General features: G+C 65.0%; 17 protein-coding genes, 1 pseudogene and 1 riboswitch. Of the genes and pseudogenes, 2 read left to right on the top strand and 16 right to left on the bottom strand.

Translation table 11 applies throughout. The annotated features are described in order from the left end of the window. Nucleotides 1-42: 42 nt before the first annotated feature. Nucleotides 43-183: riboswitch (TPP riboswitch) on the bottom strand. A gap of 93 nt (nucleotides 184-276) precedes the next feature. Beyond that, a complete protein-coding gene (locus tag TVB01_RS01225) occupies nucleotides 277-540 on the top strand; it encodes a DUF4235 domain-containing protein (protein WP_422453483.1) in 264 nt (87 codons plus the stop codon). Nucleotides 541-775: 235 nt separating this feature from the next. Here TVB01_RS01225 and mnhG read toward each other — a convergent pair. The 6 genes and pseudogenes from mnhG to TVB01_RS01195 all read right to left on the bottom strand — a co-directional run. Then, nucleotides 776-1,165 (bottom strand): annotated as a pseudogene (gene mnhG / locus TVB01_RS01220) (monovalent cation/H(+) antiporter subunit G); the annotation flags it as partial. A 2-nt stretch (nucleotides 1,166-1,167) separates the two neighbouring features. Next, nucleotides 1,168-1,428, bottom strand: coding sequence for a monovalent cation/H+ antiporter complex subunit F (locus tag TVB01_RS01215; RefSeq protein WP_422453481.1), 261 nt, complete (start codon nucleotides 1,426-1,428; stop codon nucleotides 1,168-1,170). Then, complete coding sequence (locus TVB01_RS01210) at nucleotides 1,425-2,006, bottom strand: Na+/H+ antiporter subunit E (RefSeq protein WP_422453602.1); 582 nt, start codon at nucleotides 2,004-2,006, stop codon at nucleotides 1,425-1,427. The genes TVB01_RS01215 and TVB01_RS01210 overlap by 4 nt, the downstream gene beginning before the upstream one ends. Before the next feature lie 14 nt (nucleotides 2,007-2,020). Further along, complete coding sequence (locus tag TVB01_RS01205) at nucleotides 2,021-3,631, bottom strand: Na+/H+ antiporter subunit D (protein ID WP_422453480.1); 1,611 nt, start codon at nucleotides 3,629-3,631, stop codon at nucleotides 2,021-2,023. Next, nucleotides 3,628-4,116, bottom strand: coding sequence for a Na(+)/H(+) antiporter subunit C (locus TVB01_RS01200; protein ID WP_422453478.1), 489 nt, complete (start codon nucleotides 4,114-4,116; stop codon nucleotides 3,628-3,630). The genes TVB01_RS01205 and TVB01_RS01200 overlap by 4 nt, the downstream gene beginning before the upstream one ends. After that, on the bottom strand, nucleotides 4,113-7,115 hold the full coding sequence (locus TVB01_RS01195; protein WP_422453477.1) for a Na+/H+ antiporter subunit A: 3,003 nt from the start codon (nucleotides 7,113-7,115) through the stop codon (nucleotides 4,113-4,115). Before TVB01_RS01195 ends, TVB01_RS01200 begins: the two co-directional genes overlap by 4 nt. 189 nt (nucleotides 7,116-7,304) lie before the next feature. Between TVB01_RS01195 and TVB01_RS01190 the strand changes: the two genes are divergently transcribed. Next, the gene (locus TVB01_RS01190) at nucleotides 7,305-8,675 is read left to right on the top strand and encodes an MFS transporter (protein WP_422453475.1); all 1,371 of its coding nucleotides are present in this window, start codon (nucleotides 7,305-7,307) and stop codon (nucleotides 8,673-8,675) included. A 3-nt stretch (nucleotides 8,676-8,678) separates the two neighbouring features. On the opposite strand, the gene TVB01_RS01185 is transcribed toward TVB01_RS01190, so the two are convergent. The 10 genes from TVB01_RS01185 to TVB01_RS01140 form a co-directional block, all read right to left on the bottom strand. After that, entirely contained in the window at nucleotides 8,679-9,068 is a 390-nt protein-coding gene (locus TVB01_RS01185) for a DUF1801 domain-containing protein (protein WP_422453473.1), read from the bottom strand. Nucleotides 9,069-9,209: 141 nt separating this feature from the next. After that, a complete protein-coding gene (locus TVB01_RS01180) occupies nucleotides 9,210-9,980 on the bottom strand; it encodes an SDR family NAD(P)-dependent oxidoreductase (RefSeq protein ID WP_422453471.1) in 771 nt (256 codons plus the stop codon). After that, nucleotides 9,977-11,608, bottom strand: coding sequence for an FAD-dependent oxidoreductase (locus TVB01_RS01175; RefSeq protein ID WP_422453469.1), 1,632 nt, complete (start codon nucleotides 11,606-11,608; stop codon nucleotides 9,977-9,979). Before TVB01_RS01175 ends, TVB01_RS01180 begins: the two co-directional genes overlap by 4 nt. Before the next feature lie 3 nt (nucleotides 11,609-11,611). After that, complete coding sequence (locus TVB01_RS01170; RefSeq protein WP_422453467.1) at nucleotides 11,612-12,721, bottom strand: alcohol dehydrogenase catalytic domain-containing protein; 1,110 nt, start codon at nucleotides 12,719-12,721, stop codon at nucleotides 11,612-11,614. Nucleotides 12,722-12,728: 7 nt separating this feature from the next. Beyond that, nucleotides 12,729-13,037: a YciI family protein gene (locus tag TVB01_RS01165; RefSeq protein WP_422453465.1), complete on the bottom strand. Its 309-nt coding sequence runs from the start codon at nucleotides 13,035-13,037 to the stop codon at nucleotides 12,729-12,731. Beyond that, nucleotides 13,034-14,824, bottom strand: a complete 1,791-nt coding sequence (locus TVB01_RS01160) for an FAD-dependent oxidoreductase (RefSeq protein WP_422453464.1) — start codon at nucleotides 14,822-14,824, stop codon at nucleotides 13,034-13,036. The genes TVB01_RS01165 and TVB01_RS01160 overlap by 4 nt, the downstream gene beginning before the upstream one ends. A gap of 68 nt (nucleotides 14,825-14,892) precedes the next feature. Then, nucleotides 14,893-15,738: a sugar phosphate isomerase/epimerase family protein gene (locus TVB01_RS01155; RefSeq protein WP_422453462.1), complete on the bottom strand. Its 846-nt coding sequence runs from the start codon at nucleotides 15,736-15,738 to the stop codon at nucleotides 14,893-14,895. Nucleotides 15,739-15,746: 8 nt separating this feature from the next. Next, nucleotides 15,747-16,922, bottom strand: a complete 1,176-nt coding sequence (locus tag TVB01_RS01150) for a Gfo/Idh/MocA family protein (protein ID WP_422453460.1) — start codon at nucleotides 16,920-16,922, stop codon at nucleotides 15,747-15,749. Between the two features lie 36 nt (nucleotides 16,923-16,958). Then, entirely contained in the window at nucleotides 16,959-17,840 is an 882-nt protein-coding gene (locus TVB01_RS01145) for a shikimate dehydrogenase (RefSeq protein ID WP_422453458.1), read from the bottom strand. Continuing rightward, a complete protein-coding gene (locus TVB01_RS01140; RefSeq protein WP_422453457.1) occupies nucleotides 17,837-19,180 on the bottom strand; it encodes an MFS transporter in 1,344 nt (447 codons plus the stop codon). The genes TVB01_RS01145 and TVB01_RS01140 overlap by 4 nt, the downstream gene beginning before the upstream one ends. Nucleotides 19,181-19,195: the final 15 nt, after the last annotated feature.

Here is a 19,195-nt window from a genome sequence, read left to right as displayed (position 1 = left end):
TTTTCAGGAGGGGAGGGAAAGCCGCCGCAGCTGCGGCGGCACACCCCTGAGATCTCGACTCCCTTCGCCGGTACTAACCGGAGCAGGTTCGAGGGTCTGCGGCTTGATCCGCACTCTCAGCGCCCGGATTCCGCCCTCCGGTTTCCCGGATCCGCGGAAAGCTGCGCTCCCCTGTCGTGTGTATGCGAGGTCCACTGTACACGGTGCCCGTCAGCGTTTTAGGGCAGCGGCGGGTAGCGTAGGACCAACACCAACGTACAACGCCAAGGAGTACTCATGAACCTGATCCTGAAACTGCTGGGAACCGGCGTCAGCATTGGCGCGGGCCTGGCTTCGGCAAAACTCCTGGACTTCGTCTGGACCAAGGCCACAGGCAATGAACCCCCCAAGGACAAGGACGGCGCACTGGACGCCAGCCTGCGCTCGGCCGTCATCTTCGCCCTGGTCTCCGGGGCCGTCAGCCAGGTTATCCGCGTACTGACGAACCGCGGCACGCAGCGGGCCATCGCCCGGTACCAGCGCACGCCCGAGGTCGTCTAACCCGTTTCCTCCTCACCGAGATGACAGAAACTGCCCGTATGAGCACTCATACGGGCAGTTTCTGTCATCTCGGGGGACGTACCTCCCCGCGTCAGCCCTCGCGGCTGCGCCCGGGCGGTGTTGGTTTCTCAGCCGCGGCACGCGCCCGGGCCAGTTCCTCATCGTTCAGGTCCCCGGTGTAGTAGCTTCCGTCGCTTTCGCGCTCCGGTGAGCCGCCGGTCGTCGGGTCATCATCGCCTGAGTCGTCGGCCGGCTCGTTCGCGGCCTCGAACATCAGCTGCTGGGCACGCTCGACGACGTCGTCCAGCTCGTCGATGGTGAGCAGCTCGGGACGAAGGTGCTTGGTGCGGTACCCGGCCCGTCCCACCATGTGGGCGGAGACCGGCGCAGTGAGGAGCTGGAAAATCCAGCACAGGGCCAGCACCGGCACGAAGATCCAGCTGCCGAGTTCAACGGCCATGGCCAGGAGGAACAGCAGCAGTCCCAGGACCTGGGGCTTGGAGGCAGCGTGCATCCGGCTCATCAGGTCCGGGAAACGCATCAGGCCGATTGCGGCGGCCAGGGACATGGTGGCCCCGCCCAGCAGCAGGACCGCCACGATCACGTCAATCACTGTTTCGCTCATGGCTACCTCCGGTCCGTCACGAAGCGGGCAACGGTCACGGAGCCGATGAAACCGATCAGGGAAATCGCGATCAGGAGCGCCAGATAGTCCACGTTGCGGTTTACCACCATGTCAATGACGAGTGCACCGCCCACGATGGCCAGCAGCACGTCTGCGGCCAGCACCCGGTCCAGGATGGACGGCCCGCGGATGATGCGGAAGATCGCTCCGCCGGCGGCCACCGCCAGCATGAGTGCCGCCACGACAATGATTCCGGCAGTCATCGGCTGACCTCCCCGTTCCGCAGTTCCCGCAGGTCCTTTTGCTCCGCCCGTACCAGCGAGAGGTCTTCTTTGGTTCCAATCGCGCGGATCAGCCAGGACTCGGTGGATCGGACGTCGTCACGGATCTTTTCAGCGGCTTCCTGCGTGGCCACTCCCAGGCAGTGCAGGTACAGGGTGGACGTGGACCGGTCCACCTCGACTACCAGCGAGCCTGGGATGAGCGAAAGAGCGTGCCCGGTGGCAGTCACCAGCAAATCCGAGTGGCTGCGCAGTTTCACGGCCACCACGGCGTTCTTGATGTTCGGCCCGTGCGCTATGGCCAGCCACATGACATGGACGCTGGCTTTGACGAGCTTGTAGAGAAAGCGAACGCCGAATCCCAGCACATAGAGGATGTTGAAGCGTCCGCTGAGCTCCACCGGCGGCAGGTAGAAAATGTTCGTCACTACGAACGCGATGATTGCACCGAAGAGCAGGTTGCCCGCGCTGAAGTCCTGCCAGAGGGCACCCCACAGCAGGACCAGCCAGATGATCAGCGGCAATTCCTTGAGCAGCGGAATCCGCGGATGGGAACGCATGCGTGCTTTTTTGGTCACGGTGCGGTCCCTTCGCCGAAGACTGCTTCGATGTACGGTGTCCGGTCCAGCAGGTCCTGGGCGGCCCGGTCGCTGAGTGAGAAGAGCGGGCCGGCAAGGATGGTCAGGGATACGCCCAGCGCTACCAGTCCCACCGTGGGGTAGACCATGGTGCGCGGCAGCAGGTTCACGGTGGACCGGCCGGCGAAGCGCCCGCTCGAGTGATCGCGGACGTTGCCCGAATCGCGGACAACGCTGCCGTCAGTCGTCGTCGCCAGCAGGATCGGGTCAGGGTGCACGGCATCCTCGGGGGTACGCCAGAACGCACGGTTCCACACCCTGGCCATGACCAGCAGCGTCAGCAGGGAGGTCAGCACGCTGGCAGCCACCAGGATGTACGCGAGAGGCGTCCCCAGTTCCACACCGGCCTGCATGAGTCCCAGTTTCCCGAGGAAGCCGGAGAACGGCGGAATGCCGGCAAGGTTGATGGCCGGGACAAAGTACAGGACGGCCAGCAGCGGTGAAAGCCTGGCCAGTCCGCCCAGTCGGTCCATGTTGGCCGTTCCGCCGCGGCGCTCAATCAGGCCGGTAACCAGGAACAGGCTCGTCTGGACGGTGATGTGGTGGACCACGTAAAACACGGCTGCACCGATGCCCACCACTGAGGAGACTGCCAGTCCGAAGACCATGTAGCCGATGTGGCTCACCAGCGTGAAGGAGAGCATTCGCTTGATATCCGTCTGCGCGAGCGCACCCAGGATGCCAACCAGCATGGTCAGCCCGGCGACGATCATCAGCAGCGTATTGATTCTGTCCCCCGGGAACAGCAGGGTTTCGGTGCGGACCATCGCGTAGACGCCCACCTTGGTCAGCAGGCCGGCGAACACTGCGGTGACCGGCGCGGGAGCCGTGGGATAGGAGTCGGGCAGCCAGAAGGACAGCGGGAACACAGCTGCCTTGATGCCAAACGCCACGAGCAGCATCAGATGCAGCATCATCTGGGTGCCTGGATCCAGTTCGCCGAGCTTGATCGCGAGGTCTGCCATGTTTACTGTGCCGGTGGCCGCGTAGATCATGGCGATGGCGATCAGGAACAGCACCGAGGAAATGACACTGACGACGACGTAGGTGACGCCGGCCCTGATTCTGGGCGTTGTGCCGCCGAGGGTCATCAGCACGTAGCTTGCCGTCAGCAGGATTTCGAAGCCGACATACAGGTTGAAGAGGTCACCGGCCAGGAAGGCGTTGGAGACCCCGGCTACCAGGATCAGGTACGTGGGATGGAAGATCGAGATGGGGCCGTCTTCGTCCCCGTCCGTCATGCCCTGGCCTGCAGCATAGATGAGCACCGCGAGGCTGATCGCCGTGGAGACCACCAGCATCAGTGCGGAGAACTGGTCCACCACCATCGTGATGCCAAACGGCGGCAGCCACCCGCCCAGGTTCACTGCCTGGGCCCCGGTTTCCCAGACGGCGCCCAGGAGCAGGCATTCCAGCAGCAGCGTCAGCGTCAGCACGGTAACGCTCACGATCCGCTGGGAGCGCTGGTGCCGGATCAGGATGAAGGCCAGCGCCGCACCCATGAAGGGCAGGACGACGGCGAGCGGGGCAAAACTGGAAGCATTCATCGTTTTGCCTCTCCTGCACTTGCGGAACCCTGCCCGCGCTGCGAGCCGGGAGCTTCTTCAGCTTCCTCAGCCGGGGTGAACTCTGTGGTGTCCTCGGGGACATCGGCGTCGTCCTCGGCGTCGTAGCTGCTCTGGCTGGCCACGCGGCGGTCTTCGATATCGTCCTGGACCTCGTCCTGGCGTCCCAGGACCCAGGACCGGTAAATGATGCCGAGCATAAAGGCCGTCACGGAGAAGGAGATGACGATTGACGTGAGGATGAACGCCTGCGGAAGGGGATCGCTGTAATCTTCCGCCGGAATCTCCGCGCTGAACAGCGGAGCCAGGCCCTGGTAGCCGCCCGTGGCCAGCAGCAGGATGTTCGTGGCGTTGGTCATCATGGCCAGGCCCAGCACCACCCGGGTCAGGCTGCGTTCGAGCACAAGGTAGATGCCGGCTGCGAACAGGGCGCCCATGATCAGCAGCAGCGTGATGTTGACGCTCATCGGGTCACTCCTTCCACATCCTGCAGTTCCGGTTCGGGTTCAATGAAGTCCTCGTCGTCCGAGGATCCGCCTTCGCTGCGTTCATCGATCTCCGAGCCGAGGCTGCGCAGCACGTCCAGCACCAGGCCGACCACCACCAGGTACACGCCGATGTCGAAGATGGTTGAGGTCACGAACTTGATGTCGCCGAAGACCGGCCACGTGAACTCGATGATGGCGCTCTGCAGGATCTGCCCGCCGAAGAACAGCGGTGCGGCGGCCGAAAGCGCGGCAAGTCCCAGTCCGCCGCCGAGCAGCATGCCGGCGCTCACCGGAGTGGCTTCGGCGAGTTCGAAGCGCCCGCCGGCGAGGTAGCGGATGGTCAGGGCCAGCCCTGCCATCAGGCCGCCGGCGAAGCCGCCGCCGGGCAGGTTGTGCCCAGCCAGCAGCAGGTAGATCGAGAAAATGATCACTGAGTGGAACAGCAGGCGCGTAATGACTTCGAAGATGATGGACCGGCGTTCCGGGGCAAGGGTCCGTCCTGCCACAAGCCAGGCTTCCCGGGAAACGGAGGAGAACTTCCGGGCCAGCGCCAGCGTCGCCGCCTCACGGTCAGATGAGCCAAAGTGCTCGCGTCCGCGGTCCACTGAACCGGTGGCGACCTCATCGGCACGGCGGCGCTTGTCACCGCGGCCGCGGATGAAGATCAGTGATGCCACGCCTGTCGCGGCCATGGCCAGCACGGAGATTTCACCGAACGTGTCCCAGGCCCTGATGTCCACCAGGGTCACGTTGACAATGTTCAGGCCGCCGCCGCCCTTGTACGCCAGCTCCGGGTAGGCCAGTGAAATGGGTTCGGCAACGCGGGAGGCCATCGCGGACATGGCGAAGACCACCATGGCGCCGCCGAAGGCGATGCCGAGCAGGGCTCGCATCAGCCGCTGGCCGGTGGGTTCCCGCTTCCAGAGCCGGGCGGGCAGTGAGCGCAGCGCCAGGACAAAGGCCACCAGGACAATGGTTTCCACGAGCATCTGGGTCAGGGCCAGGTCCGGTGCCCCCTGGAGCGCGAACAGGAGCGCAATGGAGTAACCGGAGACACTGACCATGAGCACGGCCAGGAAACGCTTGTTGGCGCGGGCGGCTCCCACCGCTCCGATCACCGCGGCGGCGCCGATGACGGCCTGCAGCGGGGAATCGAACCAGTGGAACTCTTCAGGCATGGGTGCGTCGCGCAGCACCACGGCGGAGAGCGGGCTGACGATCGCCATGCTGAGGATCACGAACAGGTAGAAGGTCAGGGAGCCTCGCTGCGTACGGCCGGTGACCCAGACGGCGACGTCGTCCAGGATGCCGATCAGTCCGCGGTAGGACCGCTCGGCGTCCAGCGGGCTGGCGGTGCGTGCCTGGAGTTTCTCTACCCGGACGCGCTGCCAGAAAAGCAGCAGCCCGAGGAGGATGGTCACGCCGGTCAGGCCGAGCGCCAAGGTAAACCCGTGCCACAGGGCAAGGTGTGTTGCCTCGCCCTCGAGCGGATAGAGGTCGGCGTACGGGGTGATGATCGTGTCCAGCGGCTTCGGCCACAGGCCGAAGAACACGGTGGCGGCGGCGAGCAGGGCCGGCGGCGCCAGGAAGGGCCACGGCACGGTCTTGAACGGCGTGGGTTTGCAGCTGGCTTTCGTCGCGAACCCGCCCCAGACAAACCGGCAGCTGTAGGCAAAGGTCAGGACTGCGCCGGCGACGACGCCGATCAGCAGGACCCAGGCAGTGACGGTTCCCTGCTTCTGGGCGAAGTGCACATACGTTTCGTAAACGGATTCCTTCGCCACGAATCCGAGCAGCGGAGGCAGGCCCGCCATGGAGGCTGCGCCGATCGCGGCGACAACGGCCAGCAGCGGAGCGGAGCGCCCTACGCCGGACAGCTTGCGGATATCGCGGGTGCCTGCCTGATGGTCGATGATTCCCACGACCAGGAACAGTGTGGCCTTGAAGAAGCCATGGGCCACCAGCAGGCCAATGCCCGCCAGCGCCGCTTCCCGGTTGCCCAGTCCCACCACAAGGGTCAGGAAGCCGAGCTGGCTGACAGTTCCGTAGGCCAGCATGAGCTTGAGGTCGTGCTGGCGCAGCGCACGCCAGCCGCCCAGGAGCAGGGTCGCCAGGCCAAGGATGGAGACCACGGCAGACCAGTACATGGTGTCCGAGAACCCGGGAGCCAGGCGCGCCACCAGATAGATACCGGCCTTCACCATGGCCGCGGCGTGCAGGTACGCGCTGACCGGCGTCGGGGCAGCCATGGCGGCCGGAAGCCAGAAATGGAAGGGGAACAGGGCCGACTTGGAAACTGCGCCAAGGAGCAGCAGGACCACCGCGACGTCGACAATCACGCCGCTCGCCGCCAGCTGCGGCGCCTGCGACATGATCTCGGAGATCCGGTACGTTCCCGCCGCGGAGCCGAGCATGATCATGCCCACGAGCATGGCCAGGCCGCCGAACGTCGTAACGATCAGCGCCTGCAGGGCGGCACGGCGGGCCGAAAGCCGGTGCGCCGCGTAGCCGATGAGCAGGTAGGAGAGGATGGTGGTCAGTTCCCAGAAGATGAACAGCAGAATCAGGTCATCGGCTGTGACCAGACCGAACATGGCTGCGGCAAAGGCCAGCAACTGGGCACCGAAGCTGCCCATCTTCGGATCTTCGGGACGGAAGTACCTGGCGCAGTAGAACAGGACCAGCGAGCCGACGCCGAGGATGAGGATGGAAAGGACGGCTGAGAGCGCGTCCATGCGGAAGGCCAGCTCCACCCGGAGGTCGGGAATCCAGGGGATGATGACCGACGGCGGCGCGTTGGGAGCGCCGGAAGCGAGGGTCTGGTCCGCCCCGGTATAGCGGCTGAACGTTGCCATCAGCCACAGGAACGCCACTGCGGGAACTGCGGCCAGGATGTAAAAGGCGGACCTGCCGAACCACCGGAAGAATAACGGCGCCACCAATGCCACCGTAAACAAGACGGTGAGCACAAGTAGCACGTAGATCTCCCGGGTTCTCTGGGGGTTTGCAGGTCAGAACACAGCTTTAGTTATCAACGATGCGGGCGAAGGGTCTTGTTTATTCTACCCATGGCATACGCCCTCAGCCCATTCGGGGGTGTGTCACGGTTACGCGTTTCGACCGCGCCTGCCCGCCTCACGCCGCTTGGGCGGGCTAGCATCTGGACCATGGCATCAACTACCGCGCACATCACACCGGGGCATCATCCCGGTCCCCCTGCCCGCCTTCGACGGCGGGAGGTTTGGGCCTGGGCCTCGTGGGACTGGGGATCCGCAGCCTTCAACGCTGTGATGACGACCTTCGTCTTTACCGTGTACCTGACGTCGGCTCCGTTCGGCGGCAAGGATCACGCATCGGCAGTCCTGGGCGCAGGCCTTGCCGCCGCGGGCGTCGTGGTGGCCGTCCTTGCTCCCGTGACCGGGCAGCGCTCCGACGCCGGCGGACGGCGGAAGCTGTGGCTGGCGCTCAACACCCTTGCTGTGTGTGTGGCGACAGGACTGTGTTTCTTCGTCTACCCGAGTGAAAACTTCCTGCTCGTTGGGGTGGCCCTCATCGCCCTGGCCAACGTGTTCTTCGAATTCGCCAACGTGAACTACTTCGCCATGCTCAAGCAGGTCTCCACCCCGGCCACGATTGGCAAGGTCAGCGGCTTCGGGTGGGCTATGGGGTACGTCGGCGGCATCGCCGCGCTTGCCCTGGTCCTGGTCGGCTTTATCAACCCCGACATCGGATGGTTCGGGGTCACGTCCGAGAACGGCCAGAATATCCGGGCCGTCGCCGTTTTCTCAGCTGTGTGGTTCCTGCTGTTCTCCCTTCCGATCTTCTTTACCGTGCCGGAAGTGCCCCGCACCAAGGCCGCCAAGATTGGCTTCATCGCGTCCTACGGACTGCTCTTCCGCCGGGTCAAGGCCATCTACAAGACCAGCCCCCACACGATCTTCTTCCTCCTCGCCTCAGCCGTTTTCCGTGACGGGCTGGCAGCGGTATTCACCTTCGGCGGTGTCATCGCGGCCGGAACGTTCGGCTGGGAACTGCCCCAGGTGATCATGTTCGCCATCTTCGGCAACATCGTGGCGGCGGCAGGCTCCTTTGCGGGCGGTTTCCTGGACGACCGCATTGGTCCCAAACCCGTGATCGTCGGCGCCCTGACCGGCCTCTTGCTGGCCGGATCTGCCATCGCCGTGCTGGGCGCGGACGATGTCAGCATGTTCGGACTCAGCTGGACCGGCGACACCACGTTCTGGATCTTCGGCCTGGCCCTGTGCCTGTTCGTTGGCCCGGCGCAGTCGGCGTCCCGGGCGTTCCTGGCACGGCTGGCCCCCGACGGCGAGGAGGGCGAACTCTTTGGCCTCTATGCCACCACGGGCAGGGCAGTGAGTTTCCTGGCGCCGTCGCTCTTTGCCCTGTTCATCACCATCTTCGGTGCGCAGCGGTACGGCATCATCGGCATCCTGCTGGTCCTGCTGCTGGGCCTGCTGGCACTGCTGCCGGTCCGCTCCCCGGAGCGCACGCCGAAAGCGGTGGTTCCGGAGGTCTAGGTCCTATTCCAGCTGGGAAACCCACTGCCGGACGACGTCGGTGAAGTCCTCCAGTCCCGCGTCCGCGGCAGCGCGGCTGGGGAAGGTAATGACTCCCCGGTTCCGTCCGGCCCAGCGAAGCACCTTCCGCGGATCGGCCACGGTGATTTCGCGGTGCTCAGGCTTGGGTTTGGCGCCCGTGTGCAAAACGACCTGAACGGCCTGGGGCCGGTTGAGGTTGAACGTGGCGAAGTCGTCGCGCAGGAAGAAATTCGGCGAATGCCATTTGACGTTTTCCCGGATCCGCGGGTCCACGGACAGGATAGCTTCACGCAGCTTCTGGACCGACGAGCGCATCGGGTGGTCCAGGGAAGCCAGGTAGTCCGTCAGTGCGGACGGTTCGGCGGGTTCCATGCGCCCAATCTGGCACCATGCCTCTCCGGTGTCCACAGTAGGACCGGCTAGGGGCGGCGCTGCCCGCTAGATGCTGGTGCGGTGGAAGTTTAGGTGGCTGCGCGACGAGGTCGGGCCCCGCTGCCCCGCCGGGCTCATTCTTCAGGCAGTGTTTCGGCCTCCGCTGAGGTCCAGTGTCTGCCCCGTCATGTAGCTGCATTCGGGAGAGAGCAGCCAGGCTGCCAAGGCCGCGAATTCCGCCGGATACCCCACTCTGCGCATTGGCACCCTGGCGAGCAGTGACGCATTGCGTTCGGGACTCAGGTCCTTTAGCAGCGGCGTCGCGAACATCGACGGGGCAACACAGTTGATGGAAATGCCTGCGGGGGCGGTTTCCTTGGCCGCCGACTTGGCCAGGGCAATCAGACCCGCTTTGGAGACGGAATAGGCCGACATGTTCTCGTTCCCTTCCCTCCCGGCGATCGAGGCCAGCATGGCGATCCGGCCGTATCCGGCGGCTTGCATGTGCGGGATCACCGCCTGCAGGCCGTAGAAACAGCCTGTCAGGTTGATCTCCAGTGTGCGGTTCCACCCCACGTGCGGCACGTCCTTCACCGGAGCTTCCGGGCCCTGGACTCCGTGGCAGAACAGAGCGCCGTCCAGCCGACCGAAACGGTTCATGATGTGCCGGAGCACCTGATTCCACTGGTCCGGGTCCGTGACATCCAGCCCAAGGGACTCTCCGGCGCCTGGTGCACCCCCGGCCGGTGCCGTGACATCTGTGGCCACGACGCATGCTCCCTCGGCCCACAGCCTGATGGCTGCCTCTGATCCCAGCCCTCCGCCGGCACCGGTCACCAGGACAACCCTGCCGGCGAACCGGCCAGGCCATATCTGCAGGTGGGGCGGCGGGGACACCGGCTCCGGGATCATGCGGTGTCTCCGCAGAGGTGGCGGGCCGCGGCATAGGCACGGGTGACGGCAGATCCCAGCGTCGCCCCTCCGCCCGGGTAGTGGTTGCGGAAAACCCCAGCTGCTGCGTTGCCCGCCGCGTACAGGCCGGTGATGGGAGAGCCGTCCCAGCCCAGGACCTGTCCGTGCTGGCTGACCGCCAGCCCGCCGGAGGTTCCCAGCATCCCTGCGTGCACGCGGACTGCATAGAACGGCGGCCTGTCCAGCGGGGAAAGGCAGGGGTTGGGCAGGTTCGACCGGTCGCCCAGGTGCCGGTCCTGTTCGCTTGCTCCACGGCCGTACAAGGTATCTATGCCCTGCCGGGCATCACTGTTGAAGAACCGCACCGTCTCAGCCAATCCGGCAGCGTCGATTCCTGTCTTTTCAGCCAGTTCCTGGAGGCTGGCCGACCCGTTCATCCAATCCTGCGCCACACCTGGCACCGACCCCGCCACCGGATATTTCGCGTGAAAGTCTGCGTCGAAAACGAGCCACGCCGGATTGTTCTGCTGGCGTGTGCTCCCCGGATCGGTATTGGCGAAGACCCGTGCGGCGTCGTGGTAGTTCAGCGCTTCGTTGACGAAGCGCCGGCCGGCGGCATTGACGGTGATGGAACCCGGCAGCGTCATTTCAACGTTCGCCATCCGCCCTGTGGGCTGACCGTCATACCGTGCGCCCGGCGGAGTTATCACCGGGACTCCCCACATCGCCGTCATGTCCCGGACTGCAGCGCCGGCAGCGAGCGCCAGTTCGAGCCCGTCGCCCTCATTTGACGGGGCACCGATCGGCGTGACCGGCAGGGGAAGGAATGCTGCGCGCATATCCGCGTTGAACTCGAATCCACCGGAGGCTACGACGACGGCGCCGGCCCGGATTGCTTCCGCCCGGCCGGCGATCTCCACGTTCCATCCACTGCCGGAACGGGACAGGCCTGTCACCGGCGCCTGAACGGCAAGACGCACTCCCAGATCAATGGCGGTGGCGGCCAGGGACCCCGCCAGGGCCCCACCCATGGTCCGGATGCCTTCATCGGCGCGGCTGCGCAGCAGCTGCGGGTCCGGCGCCCGGCCGTTGAGGTTGTCCCGTTCAATCATGGTGAGCAGCGGGAAGTACGTTGACGGCCGCAGCAGTGCTGCGAGTCCCGGGTGGTCTTCATCTGAGAACGGCAGGTTATCCAGGCTCCGGCCTCCGGCTGCGGCACCGTCCCATTCCAGGTGGTAGTCCGGACGGGCCAGCGGAGCCAGGCGGACGCGGGTGTGGCGGTCCAGGAACCCAATGACGTCCGCTGCGGTCTCAACGAACCACTCAATGTCATCCTGCGGCATGGCGTGGCCTGCTGCTTCCCGCAGATAGCTGATGCCCGCATCCCGGGAATCCTCGAATCCCGCGGTGCGGGATAAATGGTTGTTGGGTGCCCAAATAACGCCGCCGCCCGCAGAAGTGGTGCCGCCCAGCAGACCTGCCTTCTCAAGCACCAGCACGGAGGCACCGCCGTAGGCTGCCCGGACAGAGGCGGTGAGGCCAGCTGCACCGGACCCCATCACCACGACGTCGTAGGCGGACGCCAGATCGGCAGGGTTCGTGGTGACAGGAGCTTCCATAGGTCCCATGTGTCAGTTCTCCAAGTGTCGGCCGGCATGTGTACCGGCGTGTGCGCCGGCGCGTTCTCCGGGCTGGGACGCCGGCTCAGGCACGGGCATGCTGATGACGATCTTCCCTGCACCCTGGGCCGGATCAAGCATGGTTTCGAAGGCTTCCTGAACCGCGGCCAAGTCGAAGGTATGGGTAATCAGATCTTCGGCCAGGTCCTGATGCCGGTTTAGGGCCGCCAGGGCGGCAGGGATGAGGTTTACGCTGTTCCTGCTGCCGAGGATGTCCAGTTCCTTGAACGGGACCGTCCGCATGGACAGTGCCGCAGTTGCAGTGGAGATACCCACCTGGACAATCCGTGCCGTCGGTGCTGCCAGGGTAAGCGCGTTCTCGAACGACGCCGCCGCACCGGTCGCTTCGATGAGCAGGGTGGGTCCGGACATCCGGCACCAGGATTCGAGCTCCTTGCGCTGAGAGGAATCCGGAAATGGCCCGGAGCCGGCCAGCATCGTGGCCACTGCTCCGAATTTCCGGGACATTTCGAGCTTGGCCGGTACCAGGTCAGAAGTTATAACGTTGACGCCGAGCTCGGTCAGGAAAAGCGTCGTCAGCAGCCCGATTGGCCCGCAGCCGAAAACCATGGCCGTCTCCCCTGCTTCGGGTCTGCCGCGGTTCACAGCCTGCATCGCAATCGATCCCGGTTCGCCCAGCACCGCCAGCCGCAGTGGCATGCCCTCGGGCACAGGGTGAAGCTTCGATACTGGAACGCTGATGACCTCCGTAAGGGCTCCGTCTTCGTAGCACCCCAGGCAGGAGATCGATTCGCAAACGTTGGGGCGCCCGCCGAGGCACGGCCCGCAGCTCCCGCAGTAAACCATAGGACTAACCGCGACGGCGCTTCCCACCGCCAGCTCCGAGCCGGCCGCCTGGTCAATGGCTTCGATCCGCCCGGTGAACTCGTGTCCCTGGACCAGCGGCAGTTCGGTCGGATAATCGTCGTCCCAGATGTGCAGGTCGGTCCCGCACAGGGCCACCTGGTGTACCCGGACCAGCGCGTGCCCCGGTATAAGCGCAGGTGGGTCCTCGTCGCGCAGCTCGATCGTCCGCCGTCTGACGGTATGGGCTCGCAGCATGCCCGCCCTATCCCCGGGCGCCCGCAGGGACCTGAAGCTTGTCCCTTCCGAAAAAGATGTTCCAGTGGCTGATCCTGCGCTCCGATACCAGCCCGGACTGGGCGAACGGGTCGCCGTCCATCACCGCGGCTGCTTCAGCCTCGTCGGTCGCCTGGATGACCAGGAGGGCACCGGTACCTGCATCCAGCGGTCCGCTGACCAGCAGCCTGCCCGAGTCGAACAGTGCCTGCAGGAACTCGACGTGTTTCGGACGAACGGCGTCACGCTGAGCTGCGGATTCGGCTGAGTAGGTGTAGGTGACGGCATACGTGTTCATGGCTGGAACTCCTGGGAATCTGTTGTTGGTGTGCTGGAACTGGCCGTGACGGGTGTCCCGTCGTCTTCGTAGGTTGTTGCCCCGGCAAGGTCGCGTCCCGCGACGTAGCCGAAGGTTAGTGCGGGGCCGAGGTTGATGCCGCCTGCGGGATAGTGGCCGCCCATGACGCTGGCCTGGTCGTTGCCCGCTGCGTAGAGCCCCTTGATGGGCGAACCGGCTTCGGTGAGCACTCGGGCGGAAGCGTCCACCGCGAGGCCGGCGAAAGTACCGAAACTGCCTGGCAGCACCCTGACGGCGTAGAAGGGGCCCCTCTCCAGGGGGGCGAGCGTGGGGTTGGGACGGGTTTTCGGATCTCCTCCGGAACGGTTGAACGGGGTCTCACCGCGCCCGAATTCAGGATCGACGCCGCGGCGGGCGTTGCTGTTGAACTCCTCCACCGTCTTGGCCAGGGCATCAGGGTCAATGCCGCATTTTGCCGCCAGCTCGTGGAGCGTCCTGCCCCGGACGAGGTACCCGCTGCGCAGGTACGGGAAAAGCGGCACGGGCAGAGGCTTGGCCATGCCCAGCGGGTAACGGCGCACGAAGCGCGAATCGGCTATCTGCCAGGACTGGACGGTGTCGCCCTCATCGGTCGCCTTGATCATCGCGTCGACGTAGTCCCAGTAACCGTTCGCCTCATTCACGAACCGCTTCCCGGACGCCAGCACCCCAATGCTGCCGGGTTTGGCACGGTCCATGATGTGTGGGAACACACCCTGCTTGCCGTTGGGATACTTGACCAGGGAGACCGGGCACCAGGCCGCGGGTGAGGCAACCTGCGTTACGAACCGTGCACCGGCATCCAGTGCCAGGTCCAGGCCCGAGCCGTCTGCCTCGGGGGGTGCCAGAGTCCAGTGTTCAACCCCGGTAGGAGTTTTCGGGAAGAGCTTGGCGCGGTACCCGGTGTTGCTGGGAAACCCTCCTGTTGCAAGAACGACGCCCCGGCGCGCAGTGATCGTGTAGCTGCCGCCTGTGCCGCGCACCCGGAGTCCGGTAACTTGGCCGGCGCTGTCCGTCAGCAGTTTTTCCGCGGTCGTCGCGACGCGGATGTCCACGCCCAAGTCGTCCGCGGATTTGAGGAGCCGGGCGGTTAGCGCCGTACCGTTGACCAGCTGCATGTTCCTGCGGTGCAGGGCGAGGCCCACCAGGTGGGCGGTCACCCGCCTTGCCGCATGGAGCAGGCCGGCCGGGTTGCCGCGGGACGCCGACAAGAACTTGGTCAGGTCAGGACCGGCCATGATCCCCATACCCAGGAAACTGGTCGCGTAGAGCTGGTGCCGCATCTTGCTGCGCAGCCCAGGCTTTACGTTCCGGGCGTTGAAGGGCGCCGGAGCGACGGAGCGGTGTCCGGTGCCCGCTCCCGGCAACGATCCGTAGATGTCGTTGATCCGCGTGCCCGGTGTGAACTGGAGCGAGGTGCGGTTATGGAAAAAGCCCACCATATGCGGCGCCGCTTCCAGAAACGCGTCGATCCGCTCGGCGTCGTAGTCCTGCCCCAGGACGTTGCGGAGGTAGGTGCGGAATTCTTCGCGGTCCTCCTGGACGCCGTCGGCCTTCGCCAGGGGGTTGCCCGGAGCCCATGCCCAACCGCCGGAATGGGAGGTGGCGCCCCCAAGAACCTCTGCCCGTTCCACCACCACCACCTTCAGTCCGTGGTAGGCGCTGGTGACCGCAGCGGACAGGCCTCCTGCGCCTGACCCGACGACGACGACGTCTGCTTCGGTGTCCCTGCTAACTGTGGTGCTCATCTGTTATTCCGTTCGTTTGCATTGGTGTGCTGTTCCGGGTGTCGGGGTACCCGGACGAGGGTGGCAGCTCAGGGCTGCCGAAGGGCGCGGGCAGCAACTCTCAGGTTTCCAGCGGAGGCGATCACCGAGTCGGCGGCCTGCTTCAGGCGGTTCGCCCAGGCCTGTTCACCGATCTGGGCGAGAGATGAATCGGAAGGGGTTTCCACACTCACCGGGGTTCCTTCGGGCAGCGCAGCGATCATCTCCGCGAGCCGGAATCCGCCTTCTCCGGGCACCTGGCGCTCGGACCGGGATTCGAACAGCAGGCCGTTCCGGCTGGCCGGAGCGGCCACCGGACCATCGCACAACTGCAGCAGCGGAACCAGTTCGCCGAATTCATGGAGTTCCGCGTCCGTGGTGCCCACCCTGCTCAGGTGCAGTGTGTCGGCCACAATCCTGCAGCCGGACTCCCGTGCCAGTTCCGCGGCCAGCGGGAGTGAATTCACGGACTGATAGGAGATAACTTCCAGGGTGGGGACAATGCCGAAATCAGCGCCGTCCTTCGCCATCTGCGTGAGGATCCCGCTCAGCCGTCCGTGATCCGTGAGCGACGCGGCAACCGTCAGGGTCGCAGCCCCCAGTGCCTTCCCCGCCTCCATCATCCGGAGCCAGGCGGACCGCTGGTCGCTCCCGTCAAGCAACAGGAACTCAATGTCCTTGATGACCACCCCCGTCTCTTCGACGGCGCGCATTGTTTCACGGAACATCGGCGACCCCGGGGCGAGGTCGTATGGCAGCTCCGTTGCCGTCACCTGGCGCACCCGGGCGCCCACGAAGTCGAAACCTGCGGCAGCTGCGATCCGCACCAGCCGGGGTGGCTCGGTGCGGAGCAGGGACAGCTGGGCAAGGCCAATCTCGGGGCTGTGGGTTCTCATGTGTTCTCTCAAATCTTCAGGGGACTTGTGCATGCGGAGATTGCTGGTTGGGTCTCAGCCGGCGCTCCGGAACGTGCCGGAGGAATCGCCACCCCGGCGGGGAACGGTGCAAACCGGACCGGCTCCCCGGTCCGGGCTGACTCGTAGACCGCCAGCAGGATGCGGAGGGCATTCGTACCATCCCGTCCGGTAACAGCGGGGACGCCTCCGCTCCTCACTGCGTTCACGAAGTCCTCGATTTGCGCCCGGTGATGCGGGATCAGCGCTTCGTTGATGGCCGCCAGGTCCACGTTGGCCCCTGCGGTGATGCCGCCAGGAGCTTCAACCCCGGATCCCCCGTCTGCCGCGATGGTGAGGCGCCCGTCCGTACCCTCAGGGAATTCACTGAGCTCGGCCGTCGCTCCGGTTGAACCCGTGATGCGGATTTGCACCCCGAGGGACGGACTGGCGGCGGTGGAAGCGTTCAGCGTGGCCAGCGCTCCGCTGGTGAACTTCAGGACAGCACTTGCCGAGTCCTCGACCTCGATATAGTCCCCGTGCTTGAAGGTGTTGACCGCTCCGTAGACTTCCGACACCTCGCCCAGATACCACTGCAGCAGGTCGATGTAGTGGATCGCCTGCGTCATCAGCACACCGCCGCCGTCGTTCGCCCAGGTTCCGCGCCACGCATCTGCACGGTAATACTCAGGATCCCTCTGCAGGAGAACCGAAACCTGGCCCATCACCGGCCGTCCCAGGGTGCCGTCGTCAATGGCTGCGCGGAGGGCGGCTGCGGCCGGCCAGAACCGGCGCTGGAAAAGCACGCCCAGTGCAACACCGTGGCTCTCGCAGGCCTCAACCATGTTCCGGGCAGCCGCGAGGTCCACCGCGATTGGCTTCTCGCACAGCACGTGCACCCCGGCTGCCGCAGCCTGCAGGACAACTGCTTCATGCGTCGGATGCGGAGTGCAGACCGAAATGATGTCCAGCCCGAGGTCCAGGAGCGCTGCTGCCGAGTCCACTGCGTTGGGTATCTGCCAGGCGGCGGCTGTCTGCCGTGCACGGGCCATGTCGACGTCGCAGACCCCCACAACCTCCGTTTCCCCAAGTGCGGCATAGGCCTCGATGTGGTTGCGGCTGATGTTGCCGCAACCCACGATTCCGACGCGCAGGCGGGGTGCTTGTGTACGTGCCGAGTCAGTCATCGTCCTCTTTCGGGGAGTAGTGGTGGGGGCGGCTAGTTACCGCATTGCAGGTGCAAGGAGCCAGGCGAGGTGTGAACGCATCCTTGTCCTCACCGGCTCAATGCCCGTGACGAGTGCGAAGGTGTCCGCTGCCTGTTCCACGAGCATGGTCGTGCCGTCGACCACAGGGCAGCCCAGCGCTGATGCTTCAGCCAGCAGCGCTGTCGTTACCGGACGGTAGACGACGTCTGCCACCCAGTGACCGGGCGTGAGCCACGCTGTGTCAAAGGGCGTACCGGGAATGTGCTCCATCCCGATCGGCGTAGCGTTGACCACCCCGTCGGCAGTGCTGACCCACTCGCGGGCTCGTTCTTCGCCGCCGGCCTGGATGCTGGTACCGCCACGTGCCGGGTATGCCAGCTGCAGCGCAGCGTTCAGCTGTTCCCGCCGTTCGGGATCCGGATCTATGATCCTCAGATCCTGCACACCAAAATCCAGCAGCGCAGCTGCAACGGCAGACCCTGCTCCCCCGGCACCAAAGAGGGTTGCGGTTCGGTGCCCGGTGCCGGCAGGGAGCACGCGGCGGAGCCCGGCGAGGAAGCCGCTGCGGTCTGTGTTGTAGCCCCTCAGCCCGGTCTCCGTCGCCACGATCGTGTTTACGGCGCCGAGTACGGCGGCATCAGGAGCAACTGAGTCCAGGCAGGGCAGGATGGCCTGCTTGTGGGGATAGGTGACGTTGAAACCCGTAAACCCGTCGTGCAGCGCTTCCTGCAGCACCTCGGCCAGGTCCACTGCGGCCATGCCGGAGAGGTCAAGGCGCTCATACCTGTAACCGGACAAGCCCAGTGCCTTGGCTTCTTCCTCATGGATCAGGGGGGAGAGGGACGTTGCCAGGCCGTTGCCGATGAGCCCTATCCGCAGCGGGCCGCCGGTGCTCACTGCTGCTTCATCTCTTCGCGCTCGGCGCGGGTCAGCCCCAGCTGGGCTGTGGGAATCCGGTACGTTTCCGGACCCGTGGCAAAAGCAACCGCAGCAATCACTGTGAATCCAAGGCACATCAGCGCCACCGGCATCCAGTTGGTGAGGTCACCGGCGGTCATGAGGGTGCCGATCGCCGGGGTGAAACCGGAAACCAGCAGCCCGAGCATCAGGCCGATCGCCATGCCGGAGTAACGCACCTTTGCGGGGAACTGTTCAGGGAAGGAGGCCATGTACGAACCGTTTGGCGCGGCATACAGGCCACCCATGAGGATGATTGAGGAGATGAAAATCAGCGCGACGTTGCCCGTGCTGATGGCGTTGAAGAACACGAACATCATGGCACCGGCGCCCAGGGCACCGCCGATGAACACTGGTTTGCGGCCGACCTTATCTGCCAGCAATCCGAAGAGGGGCTGGGTCAGCACGGCGGAAAAATTCGCGGCCGCAATAACCGTGAGCATGGTGGTGCGTTCAATGCCGTTGTGCTCCACTGCGTAGGCCAGGGCGAAGACGTTGACGATGGTGTTGATCATGGCGAATGTCGATGAGAACATCACACGGATCACGGCGGCCCAGTGATATTTGAAGAGCTCGACCAGCGGAACCTTGGCGACCTGGTTGGATTCTTTGGTTTCCTCGAAGACCTCCGGCTCTTCCAAATGGCGCCGGATCCAGAATGCTACGCCCGTCAGGAGAATGCTGATCCAGAACGGGATCCGCCACCCCCACGTCAGCAGCTGCTCATCCGGCAGCGAAGCTACGGGAATGAATACCAGCGTGGCCAGCACAATTCCGAACATGATGCCGCTCATCGTGAAGCTGGCGAAGAAGGAACGGCGGTGGTCCGGCGCGTGCTCCATGGACAGGGACGCGGCACCCGGTGATTCCCCGCCGGCGGACAGGCCCTGCAGCAGCCTCAGCACCACGAGTGCCAGCGGCGCCAGCAACCCTGCTTGATCATAGGTGGGCAGGCAGCCGATTAGGAACGTCGAGATTCCCATCAGCAAAAGGCAGGCCATCAGAGTGGAACGGCGGCCAAATTTGTCCCCGAGGTGTCCCCAGATGACTGCGCCCAAGGGCCGCGCCACGTATGCGACGCCGAGCGTGGAGATGGAAAGCAGTACGGAGTTCCCCTCCGATGAGAAGAACACGTGGGAGAAGACAAGTGCGGCTGCTGAACCGTAGATAAAGAAGTCGTAGTACTCGAGCGTGCTCCCCAGGAAACCTGAGAGCGCGGCACGGCGGGCCTGAGGCGTCGCCTTCCCGGAAACTACCGGTGCGGTGGAAGTGGCAGTCATGATGATCCTTTCTCC

The sequence above is a fragment of the Arthrobacter sp. 7Tela_A1 genome (assembly GCF_049311065.1).
GTDB lineage: Bacteria > Actinomycetota > Actinomycetes > Actinomycetales > Micrococcaceae > Arthrobacter_B.
This window is presented reverse-complemented; position numbering and strand designations above follow the sequence as displayed.